20 protein-coding genes and 1 riboswitch are annotated in these 26131 nt (G+C 40.9%); of the genes, 7 read left to right on the top strand and 13 right to left on the bottom strand.

The window, feature by feature from the left end; translation table 11 throughout:
* Positions 1–32: 32 nt before the first annotated feature.
* The 4 genes from HWQ47_RS06850 to HWQ47_RS06865 form a co-directional block, all read right to left on the bottom strand.
* Entirely contained in the window at positions 33–377 is a 345-nt protein-coding gene (locus HWQ47_RS06850; RefSeq protein WP_269970429.1) for a DUF3634 family protein, read from the bottom strand.
* A gap of 170 nt (positions 378–547) precedes the next feature.
* A complete protein-coding gene (locus tag HWQ47_RS06855; RefSeq protein ID WP_269970430.1) occupies positions 548–1279 on the bottom strand; it encodes a TorF family putative porin in 732 nt (243 codons plus the stop codon).
* A gap of 194 nt (positions 1280–1473) precedes the next feature.
* On the bottom strand, positions 1474–2964 hold the full coding sequence (locus tag HWQ47_RS06860; protein WP_269970431.1) for a CoA-acylating methylmalonate-semialdehyde dehydrogenase: 1491 nt from the start codon (positions 2962–2964) through the stop codon (positions 1474–1476).
* A 77-nt stretch (positions 2965–3041) separates the two neighbouring features.
* Positions 3042–4379, bottom strand: a complete 1338-nt coding sequence (locus tag HWQ47_RS06865) for an aspartate aminotransferase family protein (RefSeq protein ID WP_269970432.1) — start codon at positions 4377–4379, stop codon at positions 3042–3044.
* A gap of 264 nt (positions 4380–4643) precedes the next feature.
* Between HWQ47_RS06865 and HWQ47_RS06870 the strand changes: the two genes are divergently transcribed.
* Positions 4644–6155, top strand: coding sequence for an aldehyde dehydrogenase (locus HWQ47_RS06870; RefSeq protein ID WP_269970433.1), 1512 nt, complete (start codon positions 4644–4646; stop codon positions 6153–6155).
* Between the two features lie 117 nt (positions 6156–6272).
* Here HWQ47_RS06870 and HWQ47_RS06875 read toward each other — a convergent pair whose 3' ends face one another.
* On the bottom strand, positions 6273–7475 hold the full coding sequence (locus HWQ47_RS06875) for a dicarboxylate/amino acid:cation symporter (protein WP_442802085.1): 1203 nt from the start codon (positions 7473–7475) through the stop codon (positions 6273–6275).
* A gap of 406 nt (positions 7476–7881) precedes the next feature.
* Positions 7882–8820, bottom strand: a complete 939-nt coding sequence (rihA, locus tag HWQ47_RS06880) for a pyrimidine-specific ribonucleoside hydrolase RihA (protein ID WP_269970434.1) — start codon at positions 8818–8820, stop codon at positions 7882–7884.
* 211 nt (positions 8821–9031) lie between these two features.
* Positions 9032–9131, top strand: a riboswitch (purine riboswitch).
* Between the two features lie 66 nt (positions 9132–9197).
* Between rihA and add the strand changes: the two genes are divergently transcribed.
* The 4 genes from add (at position 9198) to HWQ47_RS06900 (ending at position 14724) form a co-directional block, all read left to right on the top strand.
* Complete coding sequence (gene add, locus HWQ47_RS06885) at positions 9198–10193, top strand: adenosine deaminase (protein WP_269970435.1); 996 nt, start codon at positions 9198–9200, stop codon at positions 10191–10193.
* Positions 10194–10997: 804 nt separating this feature from the next.
* Entirely contained in the window at positions 10998–12518 is a 1521-nt protein-coding gene (gadC, locus tag HWQ47_RS06890; RefSeq protein WP_269970436.1) for a putative glutamine/gamma-aminobutyrate antiporter GadC, read from the top strand.
* 15 nt (positions 12519–12533) lie between these two features.
* Positions 12534–13478, top strand: a complete 945-nt coding sequence (gene glsA, locus HWQ47_RS06895) for a glutaminase A (RefSeq protein ID WP_269970437.1) — start codon at positions 12534–12536, stop codon at positions 13476–13478.
* Between the two features lie 88 nt (positions 13479–13566).
* Positions 13567–14724, top strand: coding sequence for a porin (locus tag HWQ47_RS06900; RefSeq protein WP_269970438.1), 1158 nt, complete (start codon positions 13567–13569; stop codon positions 14722–14724).
* A gap of 60 nt (positions 14725–14784) precedes the next feature.
* Here HWQ47_RS06900 and HWQ47_RS06905 read toward each other — a convergent pair whose 3' ends face one another.
* The 4 genes from HWQ47_RS06905 to HWQ47_RS06920 form a co-directional block, all read right to left on the bottom strand.
* Positions 14785–15633, bottom strand: coding sequence for a hypothetical protein (locus HWQ47_RS06905; protein ID WP_269970439.1), 849 nt, complete (start codon positions 15631–15633; stop codon positions 14785–14787).
* 182 nt (positions 15634–15815) lie between these two features.
* Positions 15816–16451, bottom strand: a complete 636-nt coding sequence (locus HWQ47_RS06910; protein ID WP_269970440.1) for a hypothetical protein — start codon at positions 16449–16451, stop codon at positions 15816–15818.
* A gap of 156 nt (positions 16452–16607) precedes the next feature.
* Positions 16608–17246 carry a hypothetical protein gene (locus HWQ47_RS06915; RefSeq protein WP_269970441.1) on the bottom strand — a complete coding sequence of 213 codons (639 nt, stop codon included), beginning with the start codon at positions 17244–17246 and terminating at the stop codon, positions 16608–16610.
* 439 nt (positions 17247–17685) lie between these two features.
* Positions 17686–19836, bottom strand: a complete 2151-nt coding sequence (locus HWQ47_RS06920) for a putative bifunctional diguanylate cyclase/phosphodiesterase (RefSeq protein WP_269970442.1) — start codon at positions 19834–19836, stop codon at positions 17686–17688.
* Positions 19837–20294: 458 nt separating this feature from the next.
* Here HWQ47_RS06920 and HWQ47_RS06925 point away from each other — a divergent pair, with 458 nt between their 5' ends.
* Both HWQ47_RS06925 and HWQ47_RS06930 read left to right on the top strand, forming a co-directional pair.
* On the top strand, positions 20295–21707 hold the full coding sequence (locus tag HWQ47_RS06925) for a hypothetical protein (RefSeq protein ID WP_269970443.1): 1413 nt from the start codon (positions 20295–20297) through the stop codon (positions 21705–21707).
* A 487-nt stretch (positions 21708–22194) separates the two neighbouring features.
* The gene (locus HWQ47_RS06930; RefSeq protein ID WP_269970444.1) at positions 22195–23076 is read left to right on the top strand and encodes a hypothetical protein; all 882 of its coding nucleotides are present in this window, start codon (positions 22195–22197) and stop codon (positions 23074–23076) included.
* A gap of 31 nt (positions 23077–23107) precedes the next feature.
* Here the strand turns inward: HWQ47_RS06930 and HWQ47_RS06935 are convergent, their stop codons facing one another.
* The 3 genes from HWQ47_RS06935 to HWQ47_RS06945 form a co-directional block, all read right to left on the bottom strand.
* Complete coding sequence (locus tag HWQ47_RS06935; protein ID WP_269970445.1) at positions 23108–23929, bottom strand: hypothetical protein; 822 nt, start codon at positions 23927–23929, stop codon at positions 23108–23110.
* A 13-nt stretch (positions 23930–23942) separates the two neighbouring features.
* Positions 23943–24512 (bottom strand): hypothetical protein, encoded by a 570-nt coding sequence (locus HWQ47_RS06940; RefSeq protein ID WP_269970446.1) that lies wholly within the window; start codon positions 24510–24512, stop codon positions 23943–23945.
* Between the two features lie 403 nt (positions 24513–24915).
* Complete coding sequence (locus HWQ47_RS06945; protein WP_269970447.1) at positions 24916–26052, bottom strand: YncE family protein; 1137 nt, start codon at positions 26050–26052, stop codon at positions 24916–24918.
* Between the last annotated feature and the right edge of the window lie 79 nt (positions 26053–26131).

The raw sequence follows: 26131 nt of genomic DNA on the forward strand, positions 1-26131 counted from the left end.
GTGGCTTAGGCCACCTTTAATCTTTATCTGCTTCAACCCGCTTGACGACTATTATCCACTTGCTTCTTATCATAATATTCGAAAGGAAATACGTTGCGAATTCTCTGGGTTACCCCGTCGCTGACATTAGCCGAAACATGTAATCGAACCGAGCCTGATTTCTCACATTTTACCGAACAAGTTAGCTTTTCTGCTTTAGCAATGGCGCGGCATTCTTTTTGAAATACCTCTGGGATCTTGCCTTTGTGGGAGTCTAAGCGGCCGTTTTTGAAATGCATCTCAAAAATAGTCAGTCCCTTTTTTCCGCTAAATATAAGTTTATAAACGAGAAATAATCCAATTAGAACAAAAATTACTTTTAGTACATCTGAATTCATACAGCTGTCCTTTAAATAGGCTATGAAGTAAAGATACTCTTAGCACTGGCACTTTCATAGTAGATTCGATCACGTTTATACTAATCACCCTAGGTGATAACCAATAGACTAATTAAATAAAAAACCGCCTAATGGCGGTTTTATTGGCACTTCATTGCTGTGCAATAGACTTAAAAAGCGTAGCTTACAGTAGCAAGTACGGTTCCATCACTTTGCCATGGGCCATCTTTAATGATGTTATCATTGCTTAGATTGGTATCGAGCCAAGCGATTGATAGTCCTATGCCGCTGAATTCCGTTGACACTCCAATGGAGTAATCGAGATAGTCTTCCCCCCAGTCGCCTAACTCTGCATCATTTACACCTTCGCCATAGCTGTAACCTACATGGGCATCTATGTTCCAGTTTTCGACGATCTCGTATGAATAGTTAAGCTCAGTGTAATGAAGAGTGAGATCGTTGTTGCCATAATTATTGGTATACCATTGAGCTAAGTGAAAGTCGGCAAAGTATAAGCCGGCTGTTGCCTCTAAATATTTTGTGCTCTCATCTTGTCCCGGATAGGTGTAGTAGGTCAGTGTTACATCGTATTCAAACTCTTCATCTTCACCAAATGCGCCCCAGTAACCAGCATAAATATCAATTTCTACATTGGCGTCATAGCTGTCATCGTCAACGTTACTTCCCCAAGCGCCGAAGAAGAAGCCGCTTTCGGTGCTGTAATCTACCCCAGCCTGAACGGCTAAGTCACCGGCTGTTTGAGATATACCGCGGAAGCGATAGTCATTGGTAACGCTTACTTCGCCGGATACTTCGGCTGAGACGATAGGTGAGATTAGCGCTGTAGCTAGAACTAGGCCGGTAACTTGGGCAATCCGTTTTTTATTGAATTTTTTATACACGGTCATTTCTCCATTTACGTTATTGATATGAACCCCCAGTAACAGGGCTTCAATGTTTACCAAACAACAGCGTCAATGCTGCGACCTCATGGTGTGTCATCCTAAATTAAACCGTTCAATCACGAACAATAGCGACACTCTCATCTCGCGCTGAACAGCCCAATCTTGGATTATGAAACTTAAGTTTCAATTCGTTACTTCATCGTTGGCATCACAAATTCAGCTTTCGCGTCATTGGATTTAGGCCAGCGTGCGGTGATAGCCTTACGCTTAGTGTAAAAGCGAACTCCATCGGGTCCGTGCATATGCAGCGGGCCAAAGAGCGAGCGTTTCCAGCCACCAAAGCTATGAAATGCCATTGGAACTGGAATAGGTACATTAACCCCGACCATGCCGACCTGCACGTGGTGACAGAAATGTCTCGCAGCCTCACCACTTTGAGTAAAGATTGCCGTGCCGTTACCGAACTCATGTTCATTAATTAAGGCTAATGCTTCGGCATAATCCTTTACTCGAACGATGGCGAGCACAGGGCCGAAGATCTCCTCTTTATAGATGGTCATCTCTGGCGTTACATTATCGAAAAGGCAACCGCCGAGGAAGTAACCCTGCTCGTGAACTGTCACACTAAGCTGGCGACCATCGGCCAATAAACTGGCGCCTTCGGCGACACCCGTGTCGATATAACTTGTTACTTTGGCAAGATGTTGAGCCGAGATAAGCGGGCCCATATCCATCTCTGGTGTGACGCCGTTGCCGATGCGAAGTGCTTTAATTTGAGGCAGTAGTTTCTCGACGAGGGCATCGCCTGAATCGCCAACCGCCAGTACCACAGAGATGGCCATACAACGCTCCCCTGCAGAACCAAACGCCGCGCCCATCAGAGCACCAACGGCTTGATCTATATCGGCATCAGGCATCAGCAACATGTGATTTTTAGCACCGCCTAAGGCCTGGACACGCTTGCCATGTTTAGACGCTGTCTCATAGATATATTCAGCAATCGGTGTCGAACCAACAAAGCTCACTGCTTGAATATCTTTATGGCTTAGCAGGGTGTCGACGGCTTCTTTATCACCGTTGATCACATTAAAGACGCCATCGGGTAGCCCTGCTTCAGTGAGCAGTTCAGCCATGCGCATCACAGAGCTCGGATCTTTCTCTGAGGGCTTCATGATAAAGGTGTTACCGGCCGCGATAGCGATCGGGAACATCCACATAGGTACCATTACTGGAAAGTTAAATGGGGCAATACCTGCGACGACGCCAAGAGATTGATTGACACACCAAGCATCGACGCCGCCGCCTACCTGCTCTGTGTGTTCGCCTTTTAGCAGATGGGGAATACCGCAGGCAAACTCAACCACTTCTAATCCACGAATGATCTCACCCTTAGCATCATCGAGCACTTTACCGTGCTCTCGGGTAATGAGTTCGGCAAGCTCATCCATGTTCTGTTCGACTAAGGCTTTAAACTTAAACAATACACGTGAACGGTTAAGTGGAGAAACCTGTGACCAACTGCTGTGTGCTTTTTTTGCAAGCTCAATAGCAGCGGCGACTTCCGCAGCGCTGGCTAAAGATACACTGGCTCTTTGTTCACCGGTCGCAGGCTCGAAAACTTGGCCTAAACGCTTGCTGATATCGCTATGAGTGCCGTTAATGTAGTGGTTGATCTGTTGCATAATCTAAATCCTATAATCATAATTATCTCACCCCCAGCAAGGCGGGGGTGAGCTTGGAACACTGGGTTTATAGATCGTTAATCGACGGCTCTAATGGCATCGCTTAAGGTGTTTATGATTTGATCTATCTCTTGTTTATTGACAATAAGTGGCGGAGAGATAGCGATAATATCTGCGGTGGCCCGCACTAAAGTTCCTTTATCGAAACAGGTTTCAAAAATATCAAATCCCCGTTTGCCGATACCTTTCTCGCTGGGTGAAAACTGGATACCGCCGACTAAGCCAATATTGCGTATGTCGATAACATTGGGCAGGCCTTTAAGGCTGTGAATTGCATCTTCAAAGTAGCTTTCGAGCTCTTTAGTTCGCTCAAATAGCTTCTCATTTTCATAGATGTTTAACGTTGCGATGGCTGCTGCGGCAGCAACGGGATGACCCGAATAGGTATAACCGTGAAACAGTTCTATGCCTTCAGGTCCCTGCATGCAGGCATCATAAATAGCATCATCAATAAGTACAGCACCCATAGGAATAGCACCGTTGTTTAATGCTTTTGCGGTGGTGATCATATCGGGAGTCACTCCCCAGCGTTGACTGGCAAAGGCATCGCCAACACGGCCAAATCCGGTGATCACTTCATCAAAAATGAGTAAAATGCCATGTTTTTTGGTTATCTCGCGTAAACGTTGTAGGTAACCCTTTGGTGGTAAAATAACCCCAGCCGAACCTGACATAGGCTCAACAATCACTGCGGCAATATTTTCGGCACCATGAAGGGCCACATGCTGCTCAAGCACATCGGCTTTTTCTGCGCCAGTGTTAGGCATACCGCGAGTAAAGGCATTATTTTGCATATCTAAGGTGTGGGGGAGGTGATCGACACCGGGCAAGAGTTGCTGGCTGAAGGTTTTACGATTGCCGCCTATACCGCCGACAGAGATCCCGCCAAAACCGACACCATGATAACCAAGCTCACGTCCGATAAAGCGAGTACGCGTCGCCTCGCCATTTGCCCTATGGTAATTAATGGCGATCTTTAGCGCGCTGTCGACAGACTCTGAACCTGAGTTAGTAAAGAAGACCTTGTTTAACCCTTGTGGGCTAATGTTGGCTAAGCGTTCAGCAAGTTCGAAAGCGAGTGGGTGGCCCATTTGAAATGAGGGAGCATAATCCATCTGGTTTATTTGACGGCTAACAGCTTCGGAGATCTCTTTACGCCCATGTCCCGCATTACAGCACCAAAGCCCAGCAGTTCCGTCGAGGATGGCACGACCTGATGTGTCTTTGTAATACATACCTTTAGCTTCTGCGAGCATTCTTGGTTTCGCTTTGAACTGCCTATTGGCAGTAAAAGGCATCCAATAGTTTTCAAGAGTCTGAGTGTCGTTATGCTTATATGTTGGAATGTCTGTCATATCATCTACCCTGATCCAGTTTATTCGTTGTTATAATGAGCGATTGATATTTGCTACTCTATGTTAGATATAATGAACATGAAAGCTTTTTGTAGAAAAAAACGTACTAAATTGAACGATTTTGTAAAATATATTGAAACTTGTATTGAAAACGAGCCTGTATACAGCGTAATCTTGAAGCTTATTTACTCGCGCCTATCGCATTTACCATGAGTTCAATGCCCTAGGCTGAGATCCAGTTAATCACCCGTTTAAGAGGTCATCATGAGTACACCGACAAATCGCGAACAATGGCAAAGCTTAGCCGACACGTTAATTACCCAAGGTGAGATAAAGGCTGATGCATTTATTGAAGGGGAGTATCAAGCTTCTTTATCAGGTGAGAGATTTGATTGTGTAAGCCCAATTGATGGTCGCGTACTTTGCCAAGTGGCTAGCTGCGATCTTGAAGATGCGAACATTGCTGTAAAGAGTGCGCGCACAGCATTCGATTCAGGTGTTTGGTCTGAATTGGCTCCCGTTAAGCGCAAACGGATAATGATACGCTTTGCTGAATTACTTGAAGCTAATCGGGATGAGCTTGCACTGCTTGAAACCTTAGATATGGGTAAGCCTATACGATATTCAGGCGCAGTTGATGTGATGGGAGCGGCTCGTGCTATTCGTTGGTCAGGTGAAGCAATCGATAAGATTTACGATGAAATTGCGCCAACAGCACATAATGAAATTGGCATGATCACTCGTGAACCCGTCGGAGTCGTCGCTGCGATTGTGCCTTGGAACTTTCCAATTTTGATGGCTTGCTGGAAATTGGGTCCCGCCTTGGCGACGGGGAATAGTGTCATCTTAAAGCCTTCAGAAAAGTCTCCGTTAACGGCTATCCGTATGGCACAAATTGCCATCGAAGCTGGCATTCCAAAAGGCGTCTTGAATGTATTACCCGGTTTTGGTCACACTGTGGGTAAAGCGCTGGCACTGCATATGGATGTCGATACCTTGGTGTTTACTGGCTCGACTAAGATAGCTAAGCAGTTAATGATCTATGCTGGTGAATCGAACATGAAGCGTGTGTGGTTAGAAGCGGGTGGTAAGAGCCCTAACATCGTCTTTAATGATGCGCCGGATCTTCAAAAAGCGGCTGAAGCTGCTGCTGCTGCTATCGCTTTCAACCAAGGTGAGGTCTGCACTGCAGGTTCTCGTCTGTTAGTTGAGGCCGGTGTGAAGGATGAACTGCTTGGACTTATCGCCAAAGAGATGCAAGCCTGGAAGCCCGGTCACCCGCTCGATCCTGCCACAACATGTGGCGCAGTGGTTGATAAGCAGCAGTTGGACAATGTGCTTAAATATATCCGAGTTGGGCTCGCTGAAGGTGCTGAGCTGGTGCACGGTGGTAATCAAGTACTGGCAGAAAGTGGCGGCGTGTATGTCGAGCCGACGATTTTTTCAAATGTTGAGAATAAGATGACTATCGCCAAAGAGGAGATCTTTGGTCCTGTGCTCTCGGTGATCACGTTCGATGGTATGGATGAAGCGATCAGCATTGGTAACGACAGCATCTATGGTTTGGCGGCAGGTGTATGGACCTCAAATATCAGCAAAGCTCACAAGACTGCGAAAGCGTTGCGGAGCGGGATGGTATGGATTAATCATTATGATGGCGGCGATATGACAGCGCCTTTCGGTGGTTATAAGCAATCGGGCAACGGCCGTGATAAATCACTGCATGCGTTCGATAAGTACACAGAAATTAAAGCAACTTGGATAGCATTGGATTAGAGGTAAAGTTTCTAAGGACCTAGGATCTACTGTAATTTCAGCTATTAGGTGTACCCATATGTAAAAAAGCCCCGTCGCATTAGCGTTGGGGCTTTTTGATATCAGGTGTCTTGTCTATTACTTATGTTCTGGATTGAACTTGTCCATTACCACGGCACAAACAGCATCGCCTGTAATGTTCAATGACGTTCTGATCATATCGAAAATTCTGTCTAGCGCGAATAACAGTGGTAAGCCATCGATAGGAATGCCTGCAGCAAGTAACACGGCAATCACTAAGAAAGAGGGGCCTGGGACACCAGCTTGGCCGATGGCACCTAAAGTGGAAGTGAAGATGATGGCGACATAAGCGGTCATCGTTAGGTCTACTTGGAACATTTGGGCGAAAAACATGGCCACTAGACCGTAGTATATTGCATTACCTGTCATGTTAATGGTTGCGCCAAGTGGCAGTACAAAGGCTGACGTCGCTTTTGAAACATTCAACTCCTGCTCACAGGTTTCCATGGTGATAGGCAGTGTAGCCATCGATGAAGCTGTAGACATGGCCATGGCCTGAGGTTTTTTCATGGCTGAGATAAATTTGAGCACAGGCACGTTCGATAAAAACTTCACTACGAGTGGAAAGAAGATAAAGGCATAGATAAGAATCGATGCAACAAATACGATGAACAGTTTGATAACGACTTCAAGCGCCTGAAAACCAAATGTACCAACAGATTCAGCCATCAGACCAAACACACCAATAGGAGCAATGATCATCACCTTGTTTATCATCCAGATGAAAGCTTCTACAATCGCGTTTAGCGCTTGAATAATGGGCTTGGCACCGTCACCTTTGACCTTAGTCAGTGCGTTACCTAGGAAGATACAGAAGACTAAAATCTGCAGAATATTACCAGAGGTCAATGACTCGAACACATTGGTCGGAATCATGCCAATGAAGGTATCCATAGCACTAGGTAGTGCGCCTTGTTCTGCCGTGACTTGAGGAAGCGCTGCGCTATGACTACTAAAATCAACGCCTGCACCTGGTTTGAAAATATTGCCCATAATCAGGGCTAACGTGACAGCTAAAGCTGAGGTGGCGATAAAGAAACCAAACGTCCCGATGCCAATTTTTCCTGCTGATGGGCTGTTGCCTAAGCTTGCAGCACCAGCAATTATTGATACGGCAACTAAGGGGATCACTAACATCTTAATCAGATGGATAAATAGGGTACCTAAGGGAGCAAATATGGCAGCACCTTCTCCCATTATTAGCCCGACTAGGCCGCCAATGATCATGGCTATAATCACTTGTATGCCGATATTGCCCATTAACTTTTTGACTTGTATTCCCACGCTTACCTCGATACTGCAGTGCTAGCAATTTGATATTAACGGTAAATTAGCATAACTCACCTCTTCGCTCTGTGAAACAGCACAAACTTAATGATTAAATCGATGTTTATCTATTAAAATTACGGTTATGTTGTGAAATGTTTTGATAATGACATCTAAACTGATAAATCATTAATTAAATGACCTGTATACTAACGGAGATCCACTTATCGTTAATTGTGTTGAATAATTAAACAGTAGTGTTTGTCTATATTTGGCTGAAATCGCTTTTTCTTAGACCAAAGGCCGAATTATCAACCTGTGGTCTATTACTTTTGTGCTGCAGGAAAGTGGATTATTGATATGAGATCAAAGTGTCGAGTACCCGTCAGCTTATTTTTATTTAGTGGGAATAGCTTTCAAGGCATTCGACCAAGAGATCAATAAATCTCTCTCTATCGATATCAAAAAGTACACTGGCGTTGGTTTGATTACCTGTGAGTCCATAACGGTCAACGACGGTCATGCCTTGAGTGTGTTCACCTTTGGTCTCTATGCCAACCCAGCATTCATGGGCAGTGAATAGTTCAGGCTTGAGTAACCAAGCGATGGTACAAGGGTCATGCAGTGGTGCCCCTGTGAATCCCCACTTAGGATCCCTGTGATAGATAATGAAGAAATCGAGAAGATCGGCGACACATTGGGCTATCGGATTATCTATGGTTCGGATCCGAGCAATATCTTCATCCATAACCTGCGCCTGATGAGTCACATCCAGACCGCACATGGTGATAGGGATACCTGCTTTAAACACGATATCGGCAGCTTCAGGGTCAACGAAAATATTAAACTCAGCTACTGGTGTCCAGTTGCCTATGCCTGCTGCGCCGCCCATTAACACGATACGTTCAATCTTGCGGTGTAGCTCTGGATGGCTAGCCAGTAGTAACGCTATATTTGTCAGAGGGCCAGTAGGCACAAGCGTCACTGGTGTGTCACTCTCTCTAAGCTTTAACACCATTAACTCAACGGCTGTCATATTAAGCGGCGCAAATCCAGGGTCGGGCAGTACCGGACCATCCAGGCCCGTTTCGCCATGGACATTGTCGGCAATAATGAGCTCTCTGGCTAAGGGTGTTAGTGCTCCGCCTGCAACAGGAATATCACTGCGGCCTAAAAGTGTGAGTATTCTTAGGGCGTTATTGAGCGTCTTATCTGGGGTTTGATTTCCGGCGCTGGTGGTTACGGCAAGTGGTGTAAATGCGTCACCGCTAAGGGCTAGAATAAGGGCAATCGCGTCATCATGGCCAGGGTCACAATCAAGAATAATCGGGCGTGTCATTTTCAGGTTCCATCAATGGGTAGAGGTGCAGACTAGCATTAAAATTTATAGGACCTAGCATGGCTTTTAACGTTAATGTGAATCAACGCAGTAAGTTACTAACTTGTATATGGATTGCAGAAAGCGGGGTGAAATGTTAGTCTTTGCTAATAACTAAGCAGCGCTATTGAGATGCAGTTTTTAGGATTTTAAACTCGCCATTTTTAACTTGCTTAGGTTTCAAACTTAGCTTCGTATAATCCCAATGATATGGTTTGGGAGTTTCTACCAAGAGCCTTAAATTCTTGATTATGAAGTCTGTACTTTACATACCCTTGAATATGATTAGCTCTTTATGGTCTTTTCATATCGGTACTATCCAATAAAGGTAGAGACTCATGAATTATCAAGCCTTACCCAAGATCGATCTGCATTGCCACTTAGATGGCAGTGTTCGCCCACAAACAATAATCGAACTTGCGAACCAGCAAAATATTACTCTCCCAAGTCAGGATATTAATGAGATAAACGCATTAATGATTGCCCCTGAAACCTGTCAAAATCTTGAAGAGTACTTGATGCGCTTCGATCTGCCACTGAGTGTGATGCAAACTGAAGCGGGCATTGAGCGTATCTCTTTTGAGCTGTTTGAAGATGCAGCCAAGGAGAATGTGAAATACTTTGAGGTACGTTTTGGTCCTCAACTTCACCAACTGCAAGGCTTAAGCTTCGATCAGATCATTGGCAGCGCAGTGAAAGGGATGCAGCGTGCAGAAGCCATGTACGATATTAGGGGCAACTACATCCTCTCTATTCTTAGAACCATGGATAAAGGCAATATCAATCAGGTTATTGATGCTGGTGCGGCTTATCTGAACAATGGTGTTGTGGCATTTGACTTAGCGGGCGCAGAGCTTCCAGGTTTCTGCCATGAATTTATCCCTTATGCGAAATACGCTATCGAAAAAGGCTATCGCATTACCATTCATGCGGGTGAGCAAGGCGTCGGTCAAAACGTATTTGATGCAGTGTCTTTACTCGGCGCCGAGCGTATTGGTCATGGTATTCACATTAAGGGACATCAAGAAGCCTATAATTTAGTCAAAGAGAGAGCAGTAGCACTTGAAACCTGTCCAAGCAGTAACATTCAGACTAAAGCTGTTGATACCTTAAGTCACCATCCGATTAAAGACTTCTATAAAGATGGCGTGTTTATCACCATCAATACTGATAATCGCACAGTTTCTAATACGACGATGACAGAGGAAGTCCGTAAAGTGATGGAGGAGTTTAACTTGACTCGTGAAGACTACTTTGCCATTTACAAGGTGAGTGTTGAACAGTCATTTGCTTCAGACGCAGTTAAACAAGACTTGCTTAAGTTTGTAGAGTAAAGCTTAAGATTCTTTTTACTACACGATAACACGCAACTATATCCGCATAAGTCACATCGAAATCTTGGTGTGACTGCTTCACCTCTATACTGAGCTTATCAACGAATATTAAAATTTCATTCTTCTTTATAGCAATTGGTATTGTCACTTTACATTAATGAGTCAGCGAAAAAGTGATAATATTTTTCTTAATGATGAATGCAACAAAAAGCAAACAAACACATTTTGGATAGATTGAAGATTAAGCAGATCTAGCAATTAATGTTCACTATTAGGTGAATATAGGTGTTTAAATTTAAAACTCCATATCAACGTTAATTCCGTTACTTAAGTTGTTGGTAATATTACATATTGTAATGCTACTTCATGTAACGATACTTTTTGTAATACGAAATAGGGTAATATTAGATTTTATATTATTTGTATCAAGGTGTATCTTCTATTTCATTGTATTTACAGTTAATTAACCTTGGCTGGGTAGCGGTGTTTCTAACTTAGTGATATTAAGTCATTAAGTAGATTTTGCCAGTTATATTTAATTTCGATTTTAACTTAATTCAAAGTCTGCCTGTTAACAAGTTGGTCACATTGGAAAAGTCATGTTTTCTGTTAATTGTATAGTCATTGGATATGTGTTAATTAATTAACGGTAACGTACCTTATGTATTATTCTTGTTGGAAAAAAAGCCTCTCACAATGGTTATTGTAAATTGTTTTTATGCTCCCATATCGATACTCGTTTCATATGGGAATAAGAGACTTCAACTGATTGAAAATAGTATTAATTAAACGGAGTTGGTTATTATGACGAATGAAAAAAAAATAAATAATGGGAGAATTGGTGTATTCGCGTTAGCAATGTTAAATGTCGTTGCTGTTGTTAGTTTACGTGGTCTCCCCGCGGAAGCTGAATATGGGTTAAGTTCGGTATTTTATTATGTATTTGCAGCCGTCGTATTTCTGGTTCCAGTTTCTCTGGTTGCTGCCGAGTTGGCAACTGGCTGGTCAGAAAAAGGCGGTATATTTCGTTGGGTAGGTGAAGCATTTGGTCCTCGGCTTGCCCTTGTCGCTGTATTTATGTTGTGGATTGAAGTCACGGTTTGGTTCCCAACTGCATTAACGTTTGGTTCGGTATCACTGGCATTTATTGGTCCTGATACGACTTGGGATCAAGCACTTTCAGAAAACAAATTCTTCATATTGTCGATTGTGTTAGGTATTTATTGGTTTGCAACTTTTGTCGCTCTTCGGGGGACATCTGCTTTTGCTAAACTGGCTAAGTGGGGTGGCCTAGTGGGCACTATCATACCTGGCATTGTGTTAATCGTGCTTGGTTTTTCTTATTTGTTTTTCTCTGGTAAGCCACCTCAAATAGAATTGACTTGGGGCAACCTTATTCCCGACTTTTCTAATTTTAATAATGTGGTACTCGCAGCCAGTATTTTCCTGTTCTATGCCGGTATGGAGATGAACGCCATTCATGTTTCAGAAGTCGATAATGCCGCGCGTAATTACCCTATTGCAATCGCCATTGCAGCAATTGGTACAGTGTCAGTGTTTGTTTTAGGTACCTTGGCGATTGCCTTTATCATTCCTCAACAAGACATCAGTTTAACCCAAAGCCTCTTGATAGCTTATGATAAGTTGTTTGCTTGGGCTGGTATTGGTTGGGCTTCACCGGTTGTCGCAGCGTGTCTAGCTCTTGGTGTCCTTGCGGGGGTTGTTGGTTGGGTCGCGGGCCCCTCTTCTGCACTGCTAGTTGTCGCTAAAGGGGGATATTTACCACGATTCTGGCAATACACCAATAAATATGGCATGGCAACGCACATTATGTTGGTTCAAGCCATATTAGTGACCTTAATCTCCACCATATTTGTGGTGTTGCCATCGGTACAAGCTGCCTATCAGATCTTAAGTCAATTAACGGTCGTTCTGTATTTGATTATGTATTTATTAATGTTTGCTGCAGCCATCCACCTTAGATACAGTCAACCCAATCGACCACGTCCCTATAAAATACCTGGGGGCGATATGGGCATGTGGATCATTGGTGGTTTAGGCTTTATTGGTTCATTAATAGCATTCCTATTTTCATATATCCCGCCGAATCAAATCTCAGTGGGTAGCCCTGAAGAGTTTGTTGGTTTTCTTGTGTTATTGACGCTATTCTTCGTCGCTGTTCCGCTTATTATTTACCAAATTCGTAAGCCACACTGGAAAGACCCATCAGTGACTGACTTTGCGCCATTCACGTGGGAAATAGAAGATATACATCCCGGAATTATAAATACTTCCGACAAAATCACTCATGAATTAAACAAGTAACTTAAGGAAAATATCATGTCTTCTTTAAATTCGAATATTGCTGAGTTAATGAAGCAAGCTGTTGAAAAGTGTAAAGATAATAAAGGTGGTGAGAATGCGTCATATATTCCATTTTTGGCATCAGTTCCATCAGAGTTAATTGGACTAGCATTTGTCTCTGTTACTGGTGAAGTGATTAAACTCCAAGATGCTGAATATAAATTTGCGCTTGAGTCCATTTCTAAAGTCTTAACCTTGGCCTTGGCATTAGAGCAGTCAGGTGCTGACGCGATTCACACCAAAGTAGGCGCGGATCCAACAGGTTTACCTTTTAACTCTGTGATGGCGTTAGAGCTGCATCAAGGCATGCCTTTAACACCGCTAGTCAATGCCGGTGCGATGGCAACGGTGAGTTTGTTAAAAGCGACAGATAAAGAGCAGAGGTGGGACGAAATTCTGAATTTCCAGTCTCTTCTTACCAATAGCAAGATTGAGCTATCTGATGAGGTCAATCAATCGGAACAAACCACTAATGAGCATAATCGGGCGATTGCCTATTTGCTTAAATCATCAGATAGAATGTACTCAGATCCGATGGATGCATGTGAGGTTTACACTCGTCAGTGTTCGACCTTGATCAATAGCGTTGAACTCGCAACAGTAGGCGCAACCTTGGCCAATGGCGGGGTTAATCCACTGTCTGGGAAGCAACTCATTAAGACCGAAAACATTCCACATATTTTAGCTGAAATGGTGATGGAAGGGCTTTATGACACTTCCGGTGACTGGGCTTATGATGTTGGTTTACCCAGTAAGAGTGGTGTCGGTGGCGGCATACTTTCAGTCATTCCTAATGTTGGGGCGCTGGCCGCTTTTTCACCGCGTCTTGATCCTATTGGCAATAGTGTGCGTGGGCAGCAAATGATTAAATATGTTGCACAAGAAATGGGCTGGAATCTATTTACGAGTCAGAAGCACTAGCTAGAGCTAGAGAGGAGGGCTAAGCGTTTAAAGACGGTTAAACGCTTAACTTAAACTTTGTAGAAGTTAGATGAAAGGAAATAGACAAATGAATAAGTCATTTATTGCTACAGCTATTGCAGTTCTCATTGTATCACCCTCGATATCTGCTACTGAACTGTATAAAGATGCTAAAAATCAGCTGACATTGGGCGGGTATGGTGATTTTAGTGTTTTGAATACCAATGATACAACAGAGGTTGTTAACAACGCATCACGTATCAACTTTCAGTTTAGTCATAAGCTCAGTAATGGCCTGAAAGCGTTCAGCACCATGGAATGGGGGATCAACCCATTTGATTCTACGTTAGTTTACAACCGTGAGAGTCTGTTCTCTTCACAAAATGGTGATTTGTTAAACAGCCGCTTAGCCTTTATCGGTTTATCCTATAACCAATACGGTAGTCTTTCATTTGGTAAACAATGGAGTGCTTGGTATGACGTCGTCGGCGGCACTGATAACGCCTTTATTTGGGGGGGCGCTGCAGCTGGCGAATATAGCTTGGACGGCTCCGGTGGAATTGATGGTGTCGGTCGAGCTGACAAAGCTATTCAATATAGGAACACCATAGGGAATTTTAGTTTTACCTTGCAAACTCAGTTACAGGATAACACGATTGATCTCACTGGATTTGATCAAGTCGATCCAGATGGAACAAGCACCCTGACCTATGGTAATACCTATGGTGCTTCTGCCACATATGATTTTAGCGATAAACTCAGTGTTTCAGTGGGGGGCAACCGTGGTGAGTTTAAAGGTTTTAATAGTACGACCAATGACAGTATTGATACCGAAGATGAGATCTATGGTGCCAGTGTCTCTTGGGGCACACTGTCAGGCGATGGTCTGTACGTTTCAGCGAACTACAACAAGAATAAATACCATGAAACCGATAATAGTGGACGATTAATTCCTGATGCTGATGGAGTAGAAGCAATGGTGTCCTATTATTCTGATAATGTTCGTTCTTATCTTATCTATAATACCTTGTCTGCTGATAACTATTCCTTCATGGGCAATGATGGGATATTGCAAAATGTCACTGAGTACAATGAGCAGTCTTTGGTGCCAGGGATTGCGTATATATGGGATTCAACACTGGTCACCTATATCGAGGGTAAGATTGATATGAGCGATTTTGTGACCAACGGAGTCAAATCAGAAGGCGACAGTGCTGTCGCTGTGGGGATCCGCTACTACTTGTGATATGTTGCCATATTCAGTCATAGTAAGATGTATATTCATCTTACTATGACTTCATCTCTTTTATGGTAGCGCATTAATGTCCATCGCCGAGTTGTAGATTTCAATAGGAGTGCCGAAAATGTGGTAAATTTCCATATTTAAAGTTTCTATAATATTTTCGTCACCATTGTCCGGTGCTTGTAAACCCAAATGCCACATGCGAGCAAATACCGTTAAGAATTTCCCTCTATTAGTATACCCAGCTTCATAATATGCATTGATACGCCTATCTTCATTAAAAACTGACGTCCCAGTTTTTCTATCTACACCTATAACAGCATTTTTATTTATCGCACTATTAAAAGGAATAACTAGTCCAATCGCGTTAACATCATTGACTAGCCCAGTCTTTGATAAAATAACAACGCTTGCATCGGCGCTGTTTGCTAAATTGTCCCAACTTACTTTCGCACTTCCCAACGCCGCAGTGTTTAATGCATCATTTTTAGAACCGAAAATGTTCAATCTAACTTTTGAATGACGTGTACTTTCACATTTTTCGTTTCCAGAACAAGGATTAATAGTACAAATTTCAGGATCAATTACATCCATTTTATTTGCATCAAGTTTATTCCATGCTCCATTTTCTTTCCACATTACATATCGATACCCTTCAGATGGTTTTAATCGATAACTATAAGTATTGAGTAAATAGGATAGGTCTTCATCAGTGGCTGTTTGGTTACCATTATGATAGGTAGGGGAAAGGTCAAGTACTCTTTTTGTGTTATCAATACCGTTCGATTCACGATTAAACTGAAGTATATTAGCGGCTGAGCGAGTATAGCTCCATTCCGCCTTATGCCTTAATACTGATTTATTTGTATTAACCAAACTTGAGGAGTCTTCCCAATGTCCACTAAAGTCCATCTCGCTTCGCAGTTCATGTAGCATATCTAAGTTTGACTCATCGATACCATCGATGTCTGAATTCCCGTTATCACATACTCTGGAGTCAGAAAACACTTCACCATTAGTGCTCGTATGAGGTTCATTTTTAATCCAGTCATAGGTTTTTGAATCTAATACAAATAAAGGTGTAGCAAGTGGTGTTATTTCAATTTTAAGTCCGTTTTTAGAAAGCGTAGTTTCTGTACCTTCGCTAGATGAGGCCCCTCCTTGAGTTGGATTATATGCCCCATGGTGTATTTACTGCGTAGTGCACTAACCCAACCGGCACCATAACCAGTGACTATAAGGTTATCTCCAGTTGAAGATAACCTTAGTTGTGAGCCATAGCCGCCACCCATTTTACTTACCCCAAAAATTTCGCCATTGGTGAAGTTAATAAATTCATGCGCATCTTCATTGTTAGAGTTATCTAAAAGGGGCACTCTGTTTTCAAGATACATATGATAAATGTTAGAGTTAGCACCAGTACCTGAGGTAAAAAGGCGAATTGTAGAAGGTTTTTTATTGATTGGAAGATTCCATTTATGTAGGCTATTTTTAGTATTTCCAACTGTATGCCCAAATAACTCCGCGACGCCATTAATGACTTGAAGCTCAAACTCTGCTCTTTCATTGACGACTAAATAACGAGATAATCTAACGGGACTTCCGGATTGGTCTGTCAATACTATATGACTCTTCCTTAACGTGATAATAGCGCGATAACTGCCATCATATATTCGAAATGAAATAGGTGTTTTCGATCCGTATTTATTTACTTCGACACCAAAACGCAAGCTGTACTGCTTTGGAATATTAAGATTATTCGTTTCCCAGTAACTTAACGACGTACCGTTTGCAATATTTAAGAAGGGTTCATTAACACTGTTTAAAGAGGTTGAGAAATCATAATTTCCATTGTTTTGGAGGATCCAATTAGATGAATTATCCCACTATTCTTGAAAAATAATAGGATCAGGAATTACGGCAAGGTGATCTATCTTTGCATGAACGTTATTGTCTGAATTTAAAGCGTTCGCGCTTAATTGTATCATTGGTGGTTGGTCTGAAAACTTGAGACTATTGATTGGAATAGAGTTGCCGCCGTCGATAGACAATTCTGCGTGACTATAATTTACTTTAATATCATAATCATGCCACTGACCAACCGAAGGAGAACTGGCAAGTATTTGCTTTTCCCCAAATTGATCAATGATACTCACTCCTCTATAATCCACTATCAGAATTAGATTTACTGCCCCTGACTTTACCAGTACTCTCAAGGGCCATCCTGCAGTACCATAAGACGCTATAAGTGCTCTGAATTTAACTCGATATGAACTTTTTATATCAATGGGTCTATCATAGGTTAGGGTGCTTATTATGCCACTTGACTCTAAGTTTAAGAATTTCCGCCCTCCAGATGCACTTTCAATGTAAGGTGAAATAGTGGAGTTAGTCGAATTTATAGACCAGCGAGATATGTTGTCAAATGAAAATTCGTATGTGCTGGGATATTCGGGTTGTCCAGAGTATGCACAATGTACTATTAGAAAACCTCCAACTAACAACATATTAAAAAAATATTTCATAATATTCTCTCTATTTGTATTATATAATTATAAAGTCATCCTTAAATTTTTATTATTTCCTTAAAATAATATGCGCAGGTTAAATATGAGCAAGGGAGTTAATTTCCACTTAATAATAAGTTGAAACCTCACATCACCTCCTCTCTTCATATATAACAACCTATGTACTAAACATATAGAACAAATATTGCCATTTCAACCTAAATGTGAACAATAGTATATAAAAATACAGTTGGTGGGTGCGATATATCATATCTCATTGTAATTATAAGTATTTTTTTCAGCTATAGATTTTATAAGATCTAGCGTGATGTGTTGATTTAAGTGAGGTGATGTAGCGATAAAGTTTAATTAATTTGTTCTTATTGCTATAAGTGGTTGTTTTTTTTGAGAGGAATATTTGCTGTATGTGTATGCTCTAATTGTTAATTATCCTTATCTAACACAGGGTGTTATTGGTTAAATAGGGAAGGATTTCCTGAGCGGAAATGGGTTTGGACAAATAATAACCTTGAATAAAATCACAATCTAATTTTATTAATTGATGCAGTTGCTCTTGTGTTTCAACGCCTTCAGCAACCACTGTTTTTCCCAGAGCTTTCGCCATTGATATGATAGTTGACACTAAGATGTGTGCATCTTGGCTCACAGTCATATCTTTTATAAAAGAACGGTCAATTTTTATAATATCAATTGGAAAACGGCGAAGGTAACTGAGTGATGAATATCCAGTACCAAAATCATCGAGTGCGATAGTGCAACCTGCATCTTGTAGGTGTTTAAGCAGTCTTTCGTTATTACTTCTCTCAGAAGCTAGGGCACTTTCCGTTAGTTCAAAACAGATATCAGAAGGCGCTAATTGGTGTTGATTAATTGTAGATAACCATTGATCGTTATCTCTTTCATTGAAGGGGATTTCATAAACAGAGCGATTAACATTGAATCCTATTTCAGTGAAGCCTTTTGATTTTAATCGTTTTAATTGTGCACAAGATTCCTGTAATACGAACTCCCCAATATCTTTGATCAACATAAATTCTTCTGCAAGTGGGATAAATATTTCAGGAGAGATTAAAATGCCGTTATGCTCCCAACGAACTAACACTTCAAACTTTTCTATTACAAGGCTTTTTGTTGAGAAAATCGGTTGGTATACAAGGTGTAGTTGTTTATTACATATCGCATTTTGTAGGTCGTTTTTTAGCTCAATTCGTTGCAATACCTCATCTTGCATATTACTTGTAAAGTAGCGGTATGAATCTCTACCGTTATTTTTTACATAATACATGGCATGTTCCGCTTCTTTCATTACCGAACTTGCATCTTTGTTCTTTTCCGATAGATGGGTAATACCTATGCTAAGTCTGCAGTCGATAGACGTTTCTTGAATATAAAAAGGTTCACGAAATGCTTGAGTTATCTTGTCTGCAAGGCTTAGCATATCTGCTTTATTAGCTATGTGGTTCACCATTAATGCAAACCCGTCTCCGCTAATTCGAGCTGCAATATCACTGCTTTTTATTAATGATTGTAAGCGCTCTGCAGCTTTAATGAGTAATTGATCACCGAACTGTTCACCAAATAGATCATTAATCTCTTTAAAAAGATCTAGATCCATCATATAAACAGTAGGTTGAGATTTATTGTTTTTAAGGTATTTAATTTTTTTGGTTAATGTTTCCATAAAGAAAAAACGATTAGCCAAACCAGTAAGAAGATCGAAACTAGCCTGTTGCTGAATCTTTTTCTTGGCTTTCACACTCTCAGAAATATCGAAGAAGGAACCAACATAATGGGATATTTCGCCAGCAGCATCATGAATAACACTAATTGTTAATAACTCTGGAAATACTTCATTATTTTTTCTTTTATTCCATATCTCACCAGACCAGCCCCCTTTATGTTTTATATCAGACCACATCTGTTCATAAAACTGTTGCGAGTGGTCTCCAGAATTGAACATTTTTGGATTTTTACCATAAACTTCATCAAGGCTATAACCTGTCGTTTTAGTAAATGCTTCGTTAATTCGTACTATTTGATTTCTATTATTACTAATGAATATGGCTTCCTTACTTTCATCAATAATATGATCACTTAGATTTAAACGCTTAATATAGTCCTGTGTTTCAATATCTTTTTCTATAAGACCACTAAAAAGGAGGAACAATGATTCAATTGAACTGCTGTTTGTTATTGGCTGATGGAACAATGCGACCAGAATAGCGGTGGTGTCATTATTACTATCTTGTAAGGAGATGCCAACATAGCCTGAAATATCCATCTGAGCCAATAGCTTATCGTCAGGGTATAAGTGCTGTGCATTTTTAGCCAGTGAACAGATACCCCCCTTAATGACCTCTGTACAAGGGGTGGACCTTAATGGGTAACTGAAGTTATCTAAAATGTTGTCGTTATTGGCAAGAGCAATCGTTGTTGCCACTGTTTTATCTGAGTTGAGACTGGCGATAAAAACAAAGTCAGCTTCAATGGCTTTGGTTAACCCGATACAGATATTATTGGCGAAGTTAGCATATTTTAAATCGGATAATTGATGAATTATCGCTCTTATTTTATCTTCATTCATCATGCATGTCTTCGAAGGTTAAATTTTGATTTAATCACCTATTAGTTTGTAATGCAACGAAATATTTTGAGTTGCACTTTTGTTGCATTAAATGTTGTGCGTGGGTGTCTTGCTTGGCTCTATTCCTGCATTAAAAGGTTTTTAGACCCATAACAACATGAATACAAAGGTCAGCAGCAAGGCATTTAGAAGATGGGCTATATATTTTAATCTACTGATAAGTAATATTTTTATAGTGAATTTTTGCAAGATGAAGTACTTGTTATAAATACTTAGAACGTTTTACTCATAAATGAAAATTCACTGTTCTGTGCATAAACTTGATTGCATATTCCTATTAATGATAACGTTACATTTTGTCGTATTTGTAATACAAATATGTGAATGTGATCATTAAATTGGTGGAGGGATATACCTGCTGTTGAACAAGGGAGCCAGATAAGAATAAATAGAGGATATCTATGAAAGCAAAACGATTATTTACTGTCTTTGGATGTACATTACTAGCGGGATCATTTTTAAGCGTTCCAGTCGTGTCTGCTGTGGATGATGGTGTTTCGGTGAAAACACCTCCCACAGGGACTATCATGCGAGGCAAGGGACCTTCGGGAACTAGTTACTGTGATCTCGCCAGAGGAACAAATGTGGATGGTGGATATTGCCAGATATTATGGAAAGATCTGCAAACTGGTCGATTTAGTCTTAAACAGTACAATGGAAAAACGACTGCGGAACTGAAAAAAGATTATCTTGAAAGTAAGTTTGACTTTACCCTTATTGAGGAGGCGATTGCTAGTGCGCAGACTTTTAATTCCAGCAGGCTGGTAAGGCTAAAGAAGAAGCAGGATGAAGATTTTCCTGATCTGGCTGATGAAGATAAACTGACTGAATTGGCTGATGAGGATAAATTTAAGGTACTGTTGAGGATCCGTGCCGGTGTTGATTCTCCTCAGTGGGTTAAAGACAAGACTAAGACAGTTGACTGGTATTTTAAAAATTTTTCTGATACCCAAAAATATGATTTACCAGCATTTTGGACCAAAGCATATCAGGATTCCTATCTGTCACTCATGAGAGGATTGGCTGTTAAGTATGACGATAATGAATTATTAGGCACGGTCGCGGCATCCATGTGTATGACGACACACGCTGAGATCATGTGGAATCGCACTGGACGCAAGAAAGATGCTGATGGTAACGAGGTCAATAATGCCAGTGGGAAGAACCCTCGTCAGGTGAATATTGCCGCGATGACGGATTCGTCGGTGTTAGGTACTGATGTCTACACGAATGCAAAGGATTATGCGTGTTTGAAAAAGCAGGTGAGCATTCATGATAGTACCTGGAAACGAACACCTAGCATTTTTGGAAGTCATCTTTACCAAAAATATTATCTAACTGAGAAAGAGGCTAATAAAGCTGCCGTTGCTCAGGGGAAGAAGCGCAGTAAAATTGATGCTGGCGATGCCACCACTGTACTCAGTAAAACCCGAAATATCTTCAACCATTGTCGCGATACACTAGGAGATCGCTGTGTACTTGGCAACAATAGCTTGCGGGACGATGAAGAGGCCACCAACGATAATATTTATGATGTGTTGCTCGAGATGGGCCCACCGCTTTATTTCCAGACCAATGTCTTTGGCTCAGTGGATGACGGTAAAGATCCTAAAGATGCCTTTAGCTATGAAGATATGCTAGCTGCCATGACCTTGGCTGGTAATTGGGGCGCCTTTATGGTGGAGATGGCCATGGGTTGGGATTGTGAGAATGAGTATGACAAAACCACTTGTGATAAAGCTAATGAGTACTCTGAAGCTGATAGTTTTACCACTCCTCGTAGTGTGTTGAAGCAAAACAGCACGACCGAGTAATACTTGGTTTAGTAGATTAATGACATAATCGGCGGCTATTTAAGCCGTCTTTTTATTTATACTGATTGGCATTATGTGTTGAGTTTATCTTTCTTCGATTTGAAAACTATAGGTAGGCTTGCGCTTATCAGGAGTTAAGCTTGGTAAGTTAAACCTTCGACGTTTATTGTTAACCCTTTACGATACGTCTAATCAAAGCCATCTATTCCATTCGTTGACAACCCCCTCTAAAATTTCGTTACTTCACCAATCTGTACCAGTAAATGTTTAAAATCAATAACAATAACAATAACAATAACAATGGGTAAGTCTCAGTCTGGACAATTGAACATCTGTAGAGTGCTTATCGGAATTAGCGTTATTACACGCTAACTTCACTTTTTGCGCTAATCAGTCGTCTTACTACGTGGGGGACTGCTTATTTGCAGAGATTTGAGTTTAATAAAATCAATAATTAAAATGCTGCTATCAGCTAAGGTTATCGTTAATGAAAAAGCTTCTGCTTTGTGCTCTGTGTACTATTTCTCCTTTTGCCAACTCATCCAATGAGGTGGTGTATCTGCATTATGATGAGGTTTTGGATGGTGAAACGGACTACCAAAAACAGATTAAACTGAATATTGACCTATCTGGGAATACAGTGATTGGAAAAACGGAAGCTGGGGCGCTTATCTCAGGCAGAGTTGAGAACATGAATAGTCAGTATATCGGCTCGGGTGATAAACCGAGATTCCAGTTTGAAATCCATCAAGGCGAAACTCGAAATTGGTATTTTGGCCAGGTTAACGGTAAGTATTGGGAAGGTGTATGGTTTGGGGCCAACGGGGAAAAAGGTGATTTTTCTTTGTATACAGATTTGCTGACAAAAGAGGTGCCTCAGTTTGAAAACATTGTTGCCTACTACGCTGATGAGGTGTTTCAGGTTGGTGGTAATAATACTCACAACAGCTTGAATTCGAGCTTTTTGGTGGACTCAGACCATCTGGAGGCACACTTCACCAATGAAAATTATTTCGATACCAGTAAAGGGGTGTTTCTACAAGCGGATGTGCACTATGGCAATCTGCCGATGTCATTCTACATCGATTTTGAAAAGCCCATGGGGATGAAAACTTTTCGCTTGGGTTCTTACAACAATGGTGAAGGCACCCGGTTACGTACATTCAGCTTCGATATTTGGAAAAACGGTGATTGGGAAACCGTAGGCAACTTCGAGTTTGCGCCAATTTACGCCCCATCATATCAAAGGCAGGAGTTTAACCTGCCAAATATGGTATATGCCGAGCGTATACGTATTTCAGCCACGGCTACTGACGACTATACCTATGGCAGCAAGCTGCTGATGTGGGGTCTCTCTTTTAAACGCTAGTTTTATAGCGGGATAATGAGTAGAGATCTTGCTAGTTAAAGTTATTTGGTCTCATGGACATATCAAGTTGTTGTTTAATATCTTGATATGTTTTCAATTGGTGTGTTGTTGGTTGCTTAATTTTTAACAACTGTTCTTCGACAAAGAATTTAGGGTTTGTTTTCAATATTTTAGCGTTTTCATTGAATACGCCAAGTAGCAGGCTATTGTTTACGTCAATCGTGAATTTATCATCAAATTTCTGGATATCTGTTTGTGGAATGCCTGCATTGGCAATGGCAGAAAATAGTTCTTCATTATTCTTATATTGACTGAAATCAGCATTTCTCAGGAAGAGATCAATTCTGCGTTCTTGAATTCCGCTGCCACCGTTAATTGTGGTTGCTATTAATGCATACTTTCCATCAGGTTTACAGTAACTGTTCGCTACTCTTTCAAAGCGATTACAGATCATATTATTTCTGGTATATCCTAAAGTTGCTGTTGAACTGGATTGGTATATTTTTTTAAGGTTATTAATTCTGAATTTTAAAGACTTAACTTGATAGTGTGGTACGTCAGGCCAATCATTGCTGTTTAAGTTAGTCAGTATTCGCAATGATTTTGTAGTAAGAGCAGAAAGGTATAACCCGTGAATATCTAAACCTCCCTCGACCAAGTCAATGACAAGTGTTATTCGTTCAATTAACACGCGATCAGCACTACCATTTTTATTCTCTATGTTTGTGATTAGGTCATCGAGTGAGCCAAGTTTAGAATGTAGCTTTAGTTCACTGATTGGATACGGTTCATTTGCCGATAAAACGCTGAGTGAAAATATGTTAAGGAGGATGAAAAATATAAGTTTATTCATTTTTAACCTATGGCTACGGCTTTGGAAGATCATAAGGGTTATTGTCTTTATTGTTTCTGCTCATAGTGCTAATTTGAGGGGCTTGCTCCAGTATCTCTATCTTGCCCGGCTCCAGTTTAAACTCTCTAGTGGCAGCAATTGAAATTAGTATTGCTGCAAATAAAAAACAGGCTAATCCTGGTGCTGTTGCGGACATAACTACTTTAGCCTCTCCATGTGTAGCGTTTAACTTAAAAGCACCATCTGCACCGATCAAAAAAAGTGCAAACCCAATAGCGATAAAAGAGAACGCTGCACCTATGCAGACTATAATGATCGATTGTTTGTTGATAATTCCTTTCATTATCAATGTAATGTTGATGGCATGAATTCTCAGCTTTTGATTATTTGACTGTATAGTGGAATGCAGTGGTCCATCACTCACACTTTTTATGACATTAATATCTGCTGGTGAAATGGGCAGTTGATTAAGAGCCTTATCGGTTTCGTACCAAACTAAAGCTAAGTTAGCTACAACAATAAAAGCAGCACCTAATAATATCCATGCTCTAGCTTTATTAGACAGTCCCTCATATACAGGCATGTAAACTCCATTTTATTGATTAATATCTACTTTCATATTCTCTATCAAACTTAAGTTGTAAGGGAGATAGTGATACGGTATCTCGTTAGCAGTTTGTTGTCTTTTAGTTTAATTATCTAAGGTAACCCATTAATGGGTCACAATGGAAATGAGTATAATGAAGTCTTTATTCATTACCTCGATCTTGACCCTTAGTAGGACGAATTGGTATAAGAAAATGAACTGTTCAACGTTGTTTTAGGCAAGTAATTCAAGGCGAATAAATGATGTAACGGATCCCTTTAAGTCGCAATAATCACGATGTAGAGCTTGCTGGTATTTCTTAGGCCCACCTTCGCTAGTAAATGGCTTTGTGAAAATATAAAGCCCCTGTGTTAACGGGGCTATAGTATCTGTATTTAACCTACCAAACGGGATCGTTTTTAAAGAAGTAAGCGCCAGCTATCGGTGCTGAGTTAAACAGAGTTTGTCTGTTTGTGCGTATTGGCAATCTTCCTGATGTATCAAATTCAATAGCACTGCCATAGCCTGTATTAATAAAGTAGAACAGTGAATGGAATATAAAACGAGTTCCGGTCCAATTGGCACTTTGTGGACCAATGGTAGATAAGTATGCCTTGTTACCTCGGCCCCTAAAGCTGATATGCACTGCAGATTCAGCAACGTCGACTTCACCGACAATGGTATCACTGTTCATATCGATGACCGAAATCGATGCTAGCGGTCGATAGGTACCCGTGTTAACCACATATAAATCAGAAGTGCCTGGTTTGACTGTTGCAGAAATAGGAAAATGACCAAATCCCAATTTAATCACCTTTGTGACCGACCAAGAGTTCACATCAATCACTGAAACGTCATCTGATAAGGTATTGATGGTGTAGATTTTGGTCCCCTGGGGATTACTTGTCGCCCAGCCAGCGACTAAGCCCTGAATTGATATGCTTGGTTTAATCACTTGACCAGTCGCTGTACTGTATGCTTCTACCGTGTTATTCACATAGAAAACATAGAGTTCAGTGTCATTTTGGTTCAATAATATACTTGAAGGCGTCCCGTTTATATTCCAAGTGGCAACGATCTCATCAATGCGTGTATCGACAACCTGAACGACATTATTTGTGGTAGGAATATAGAAATATCGACCATCAGAAGACATCTCCATCGCCGCCCAAGGAGTCCCGCTGGTTTTAATTTTTTTGATAACACTGTCAGTGGCTGTATCAATAACGGTAAAGTCATTACTAAAAGGGCCGAAGTTATCAACATAGACTTTTGAGCGATCGGGCAAGGCTTTAATAACAATCGGTCGTGTACCAACATTGTTAATGGTCTTTAACACTGTGTGAGTCTTAAAATCATAAACTTGAACCTGATTTGTTTTAGGAATAGGCATATAAGCTATTCCATTTCGAGTTAGTGCTCTGGCAGTTTGAATACTTGCTAGCAAGAGAAACAAAAGCGTTGTTAACACTATTATATTTGGAATTAAATAGTATTTATTCTCTAGGTTAAATATATACACATTATTCTTTTTCACATTAACTCTCTTTATTAATAATTAAAATAAATGACCTTTGTTCAATTGGATGATTTGCAAAGATGGTATTTGGAATAAC

It is taken from the genome of Shewanella sp. MTB7, assembly GCF_027571385.1.
Lineage (GTDB): Bacteria > Pseudomonadota > Gammaproteobacteria > Enterobacterales > Shewanellaceae > Shewanella.

What these genes read in the sequence shown, in the direction of transcription:
- HWQ47_RS06850 (WP_269970429.1), bottom strand. Translation starts at nt 377, where the DNA reads ATGAATTCAGATGTACTAAAAGTAATTTTTGTTCTAATTGGATTATTT.
- HWQ47_RS06860 (WP_269970431.1), bottom strand. Translation starts at nt 2,964, where the DNA reads ATGCAACAGATCAACCACTACATTAACGGCACTCATAGCGATATCAGC.
- HWQ47_RS06865 (WP_269970432.1), bottom strand. Translation starts at nt 4,379, where the DNA reads ATGACAGACATTCCAACATATAAGCATAACGACACTCAGACTCTTGAA.
- HWQ47_RS06870 (WP_269970433.1), top strand. Translation starts at nt 4,644, where the DNA reads ATGAGTACACCGACAAATCGCGAACAATGGCAAAGCTTAGCCGACACG.
- HWQ47_RS06875 (WP_442802085.1), bottom strand. Translation starts at nt 7,475, where the DNA reads ATGGGCAATATCGGCATACAAGTGATTATAGCCATGATCATTGGCGGC.
- rihA (WP_269970434.1), bottom strand. Translation starts at nt 8,820, where the DNA reads ATGACACGCCCGATTATTCTTGATTGTGACCCTGGCCATGATGACGCG.
- add (WP_269970435.1), top strand. Translation starts at nt 9,198, where the DNA reads ATGAATTATCAAGCCTTACCCAAGATCGATCTGCATTGCCACTTAGAT.
- gadC (WP_269970436.1), top strand. Translation starts at nt 10,998, where the DNA reads ATGACGAATGAAAAAAAAATAAATAATGGGAGAATTGGTGTATTCGCG.
- glsA (WP_269970437.1), top strand. Translation starts at nt 12,534, where the DNA reads ATGTCTTCTTTAAATTCGAATATTGCTGAGTTAATGAAGCAAGCTGTT.
- HWQ47_RS06900 (WP_269970438.1), top strand. Translation starts at nt 13,567, where the DNA reads ATGAATAAGTCATTTATTGCTACAGCTATTGCAGTTCTCATTGTATCA.
- HWQ47_RS06905 (WP_269970439.1), bottom strand. Translation starts at nt 15,633, where the DNA reads ATGGACTTTAGTGGACATTGGGAAGACTCCTCAAGTTTGGTTAATACA.
- HWQ47_RS06915 (WP_269970441.1), bottom strand. Translation starts at nt 17,246, where the DNA reads ATGAAATATTTTTTTAATATGTTGTTAGTTGGAGGTTTTCTAATAGTA.
- HWQ47_RS06920 (WP_269970442.1), bottom strand. Translation starts at nt 19,836, where the DNA reads ATGATGAATGAAGATAAAATAAGAGCGATAATTCATCAATTATCCGAT.
- HWQ47_RS06925 (WP_269970443.1), top strand. Translation starts at nt 20,295, where the DNA reads ATGAAAGCAAAACGATTATTTACTGTCTTTGGATGTACATTACTAGCG.
- HWQ47_RS06930 (WP_269970444.1), top strand. Translation starts at nt 22,195, where the DNA reads ATGAAAAAGCTTCTGCTTTGTGCTCTGTGTACTATTTCTCCTTTTGCC.
- HWQ47_RS06935 (WP_269970445.1), bottom strand. Translation starts at nt 23,929, where the DNA reads ATGAATAAACTTATATTTTTCATCCTCCTTAACATATTTTCACTCAGC.
- HWQ47_RS06940 (WP_269970446.1), bottom strand. Translation starts at nt 24,512, where the DNA reads ATGCCTGTATATGAGGGACTGTCTAATAAAGCTAGAGCATGGATATTA.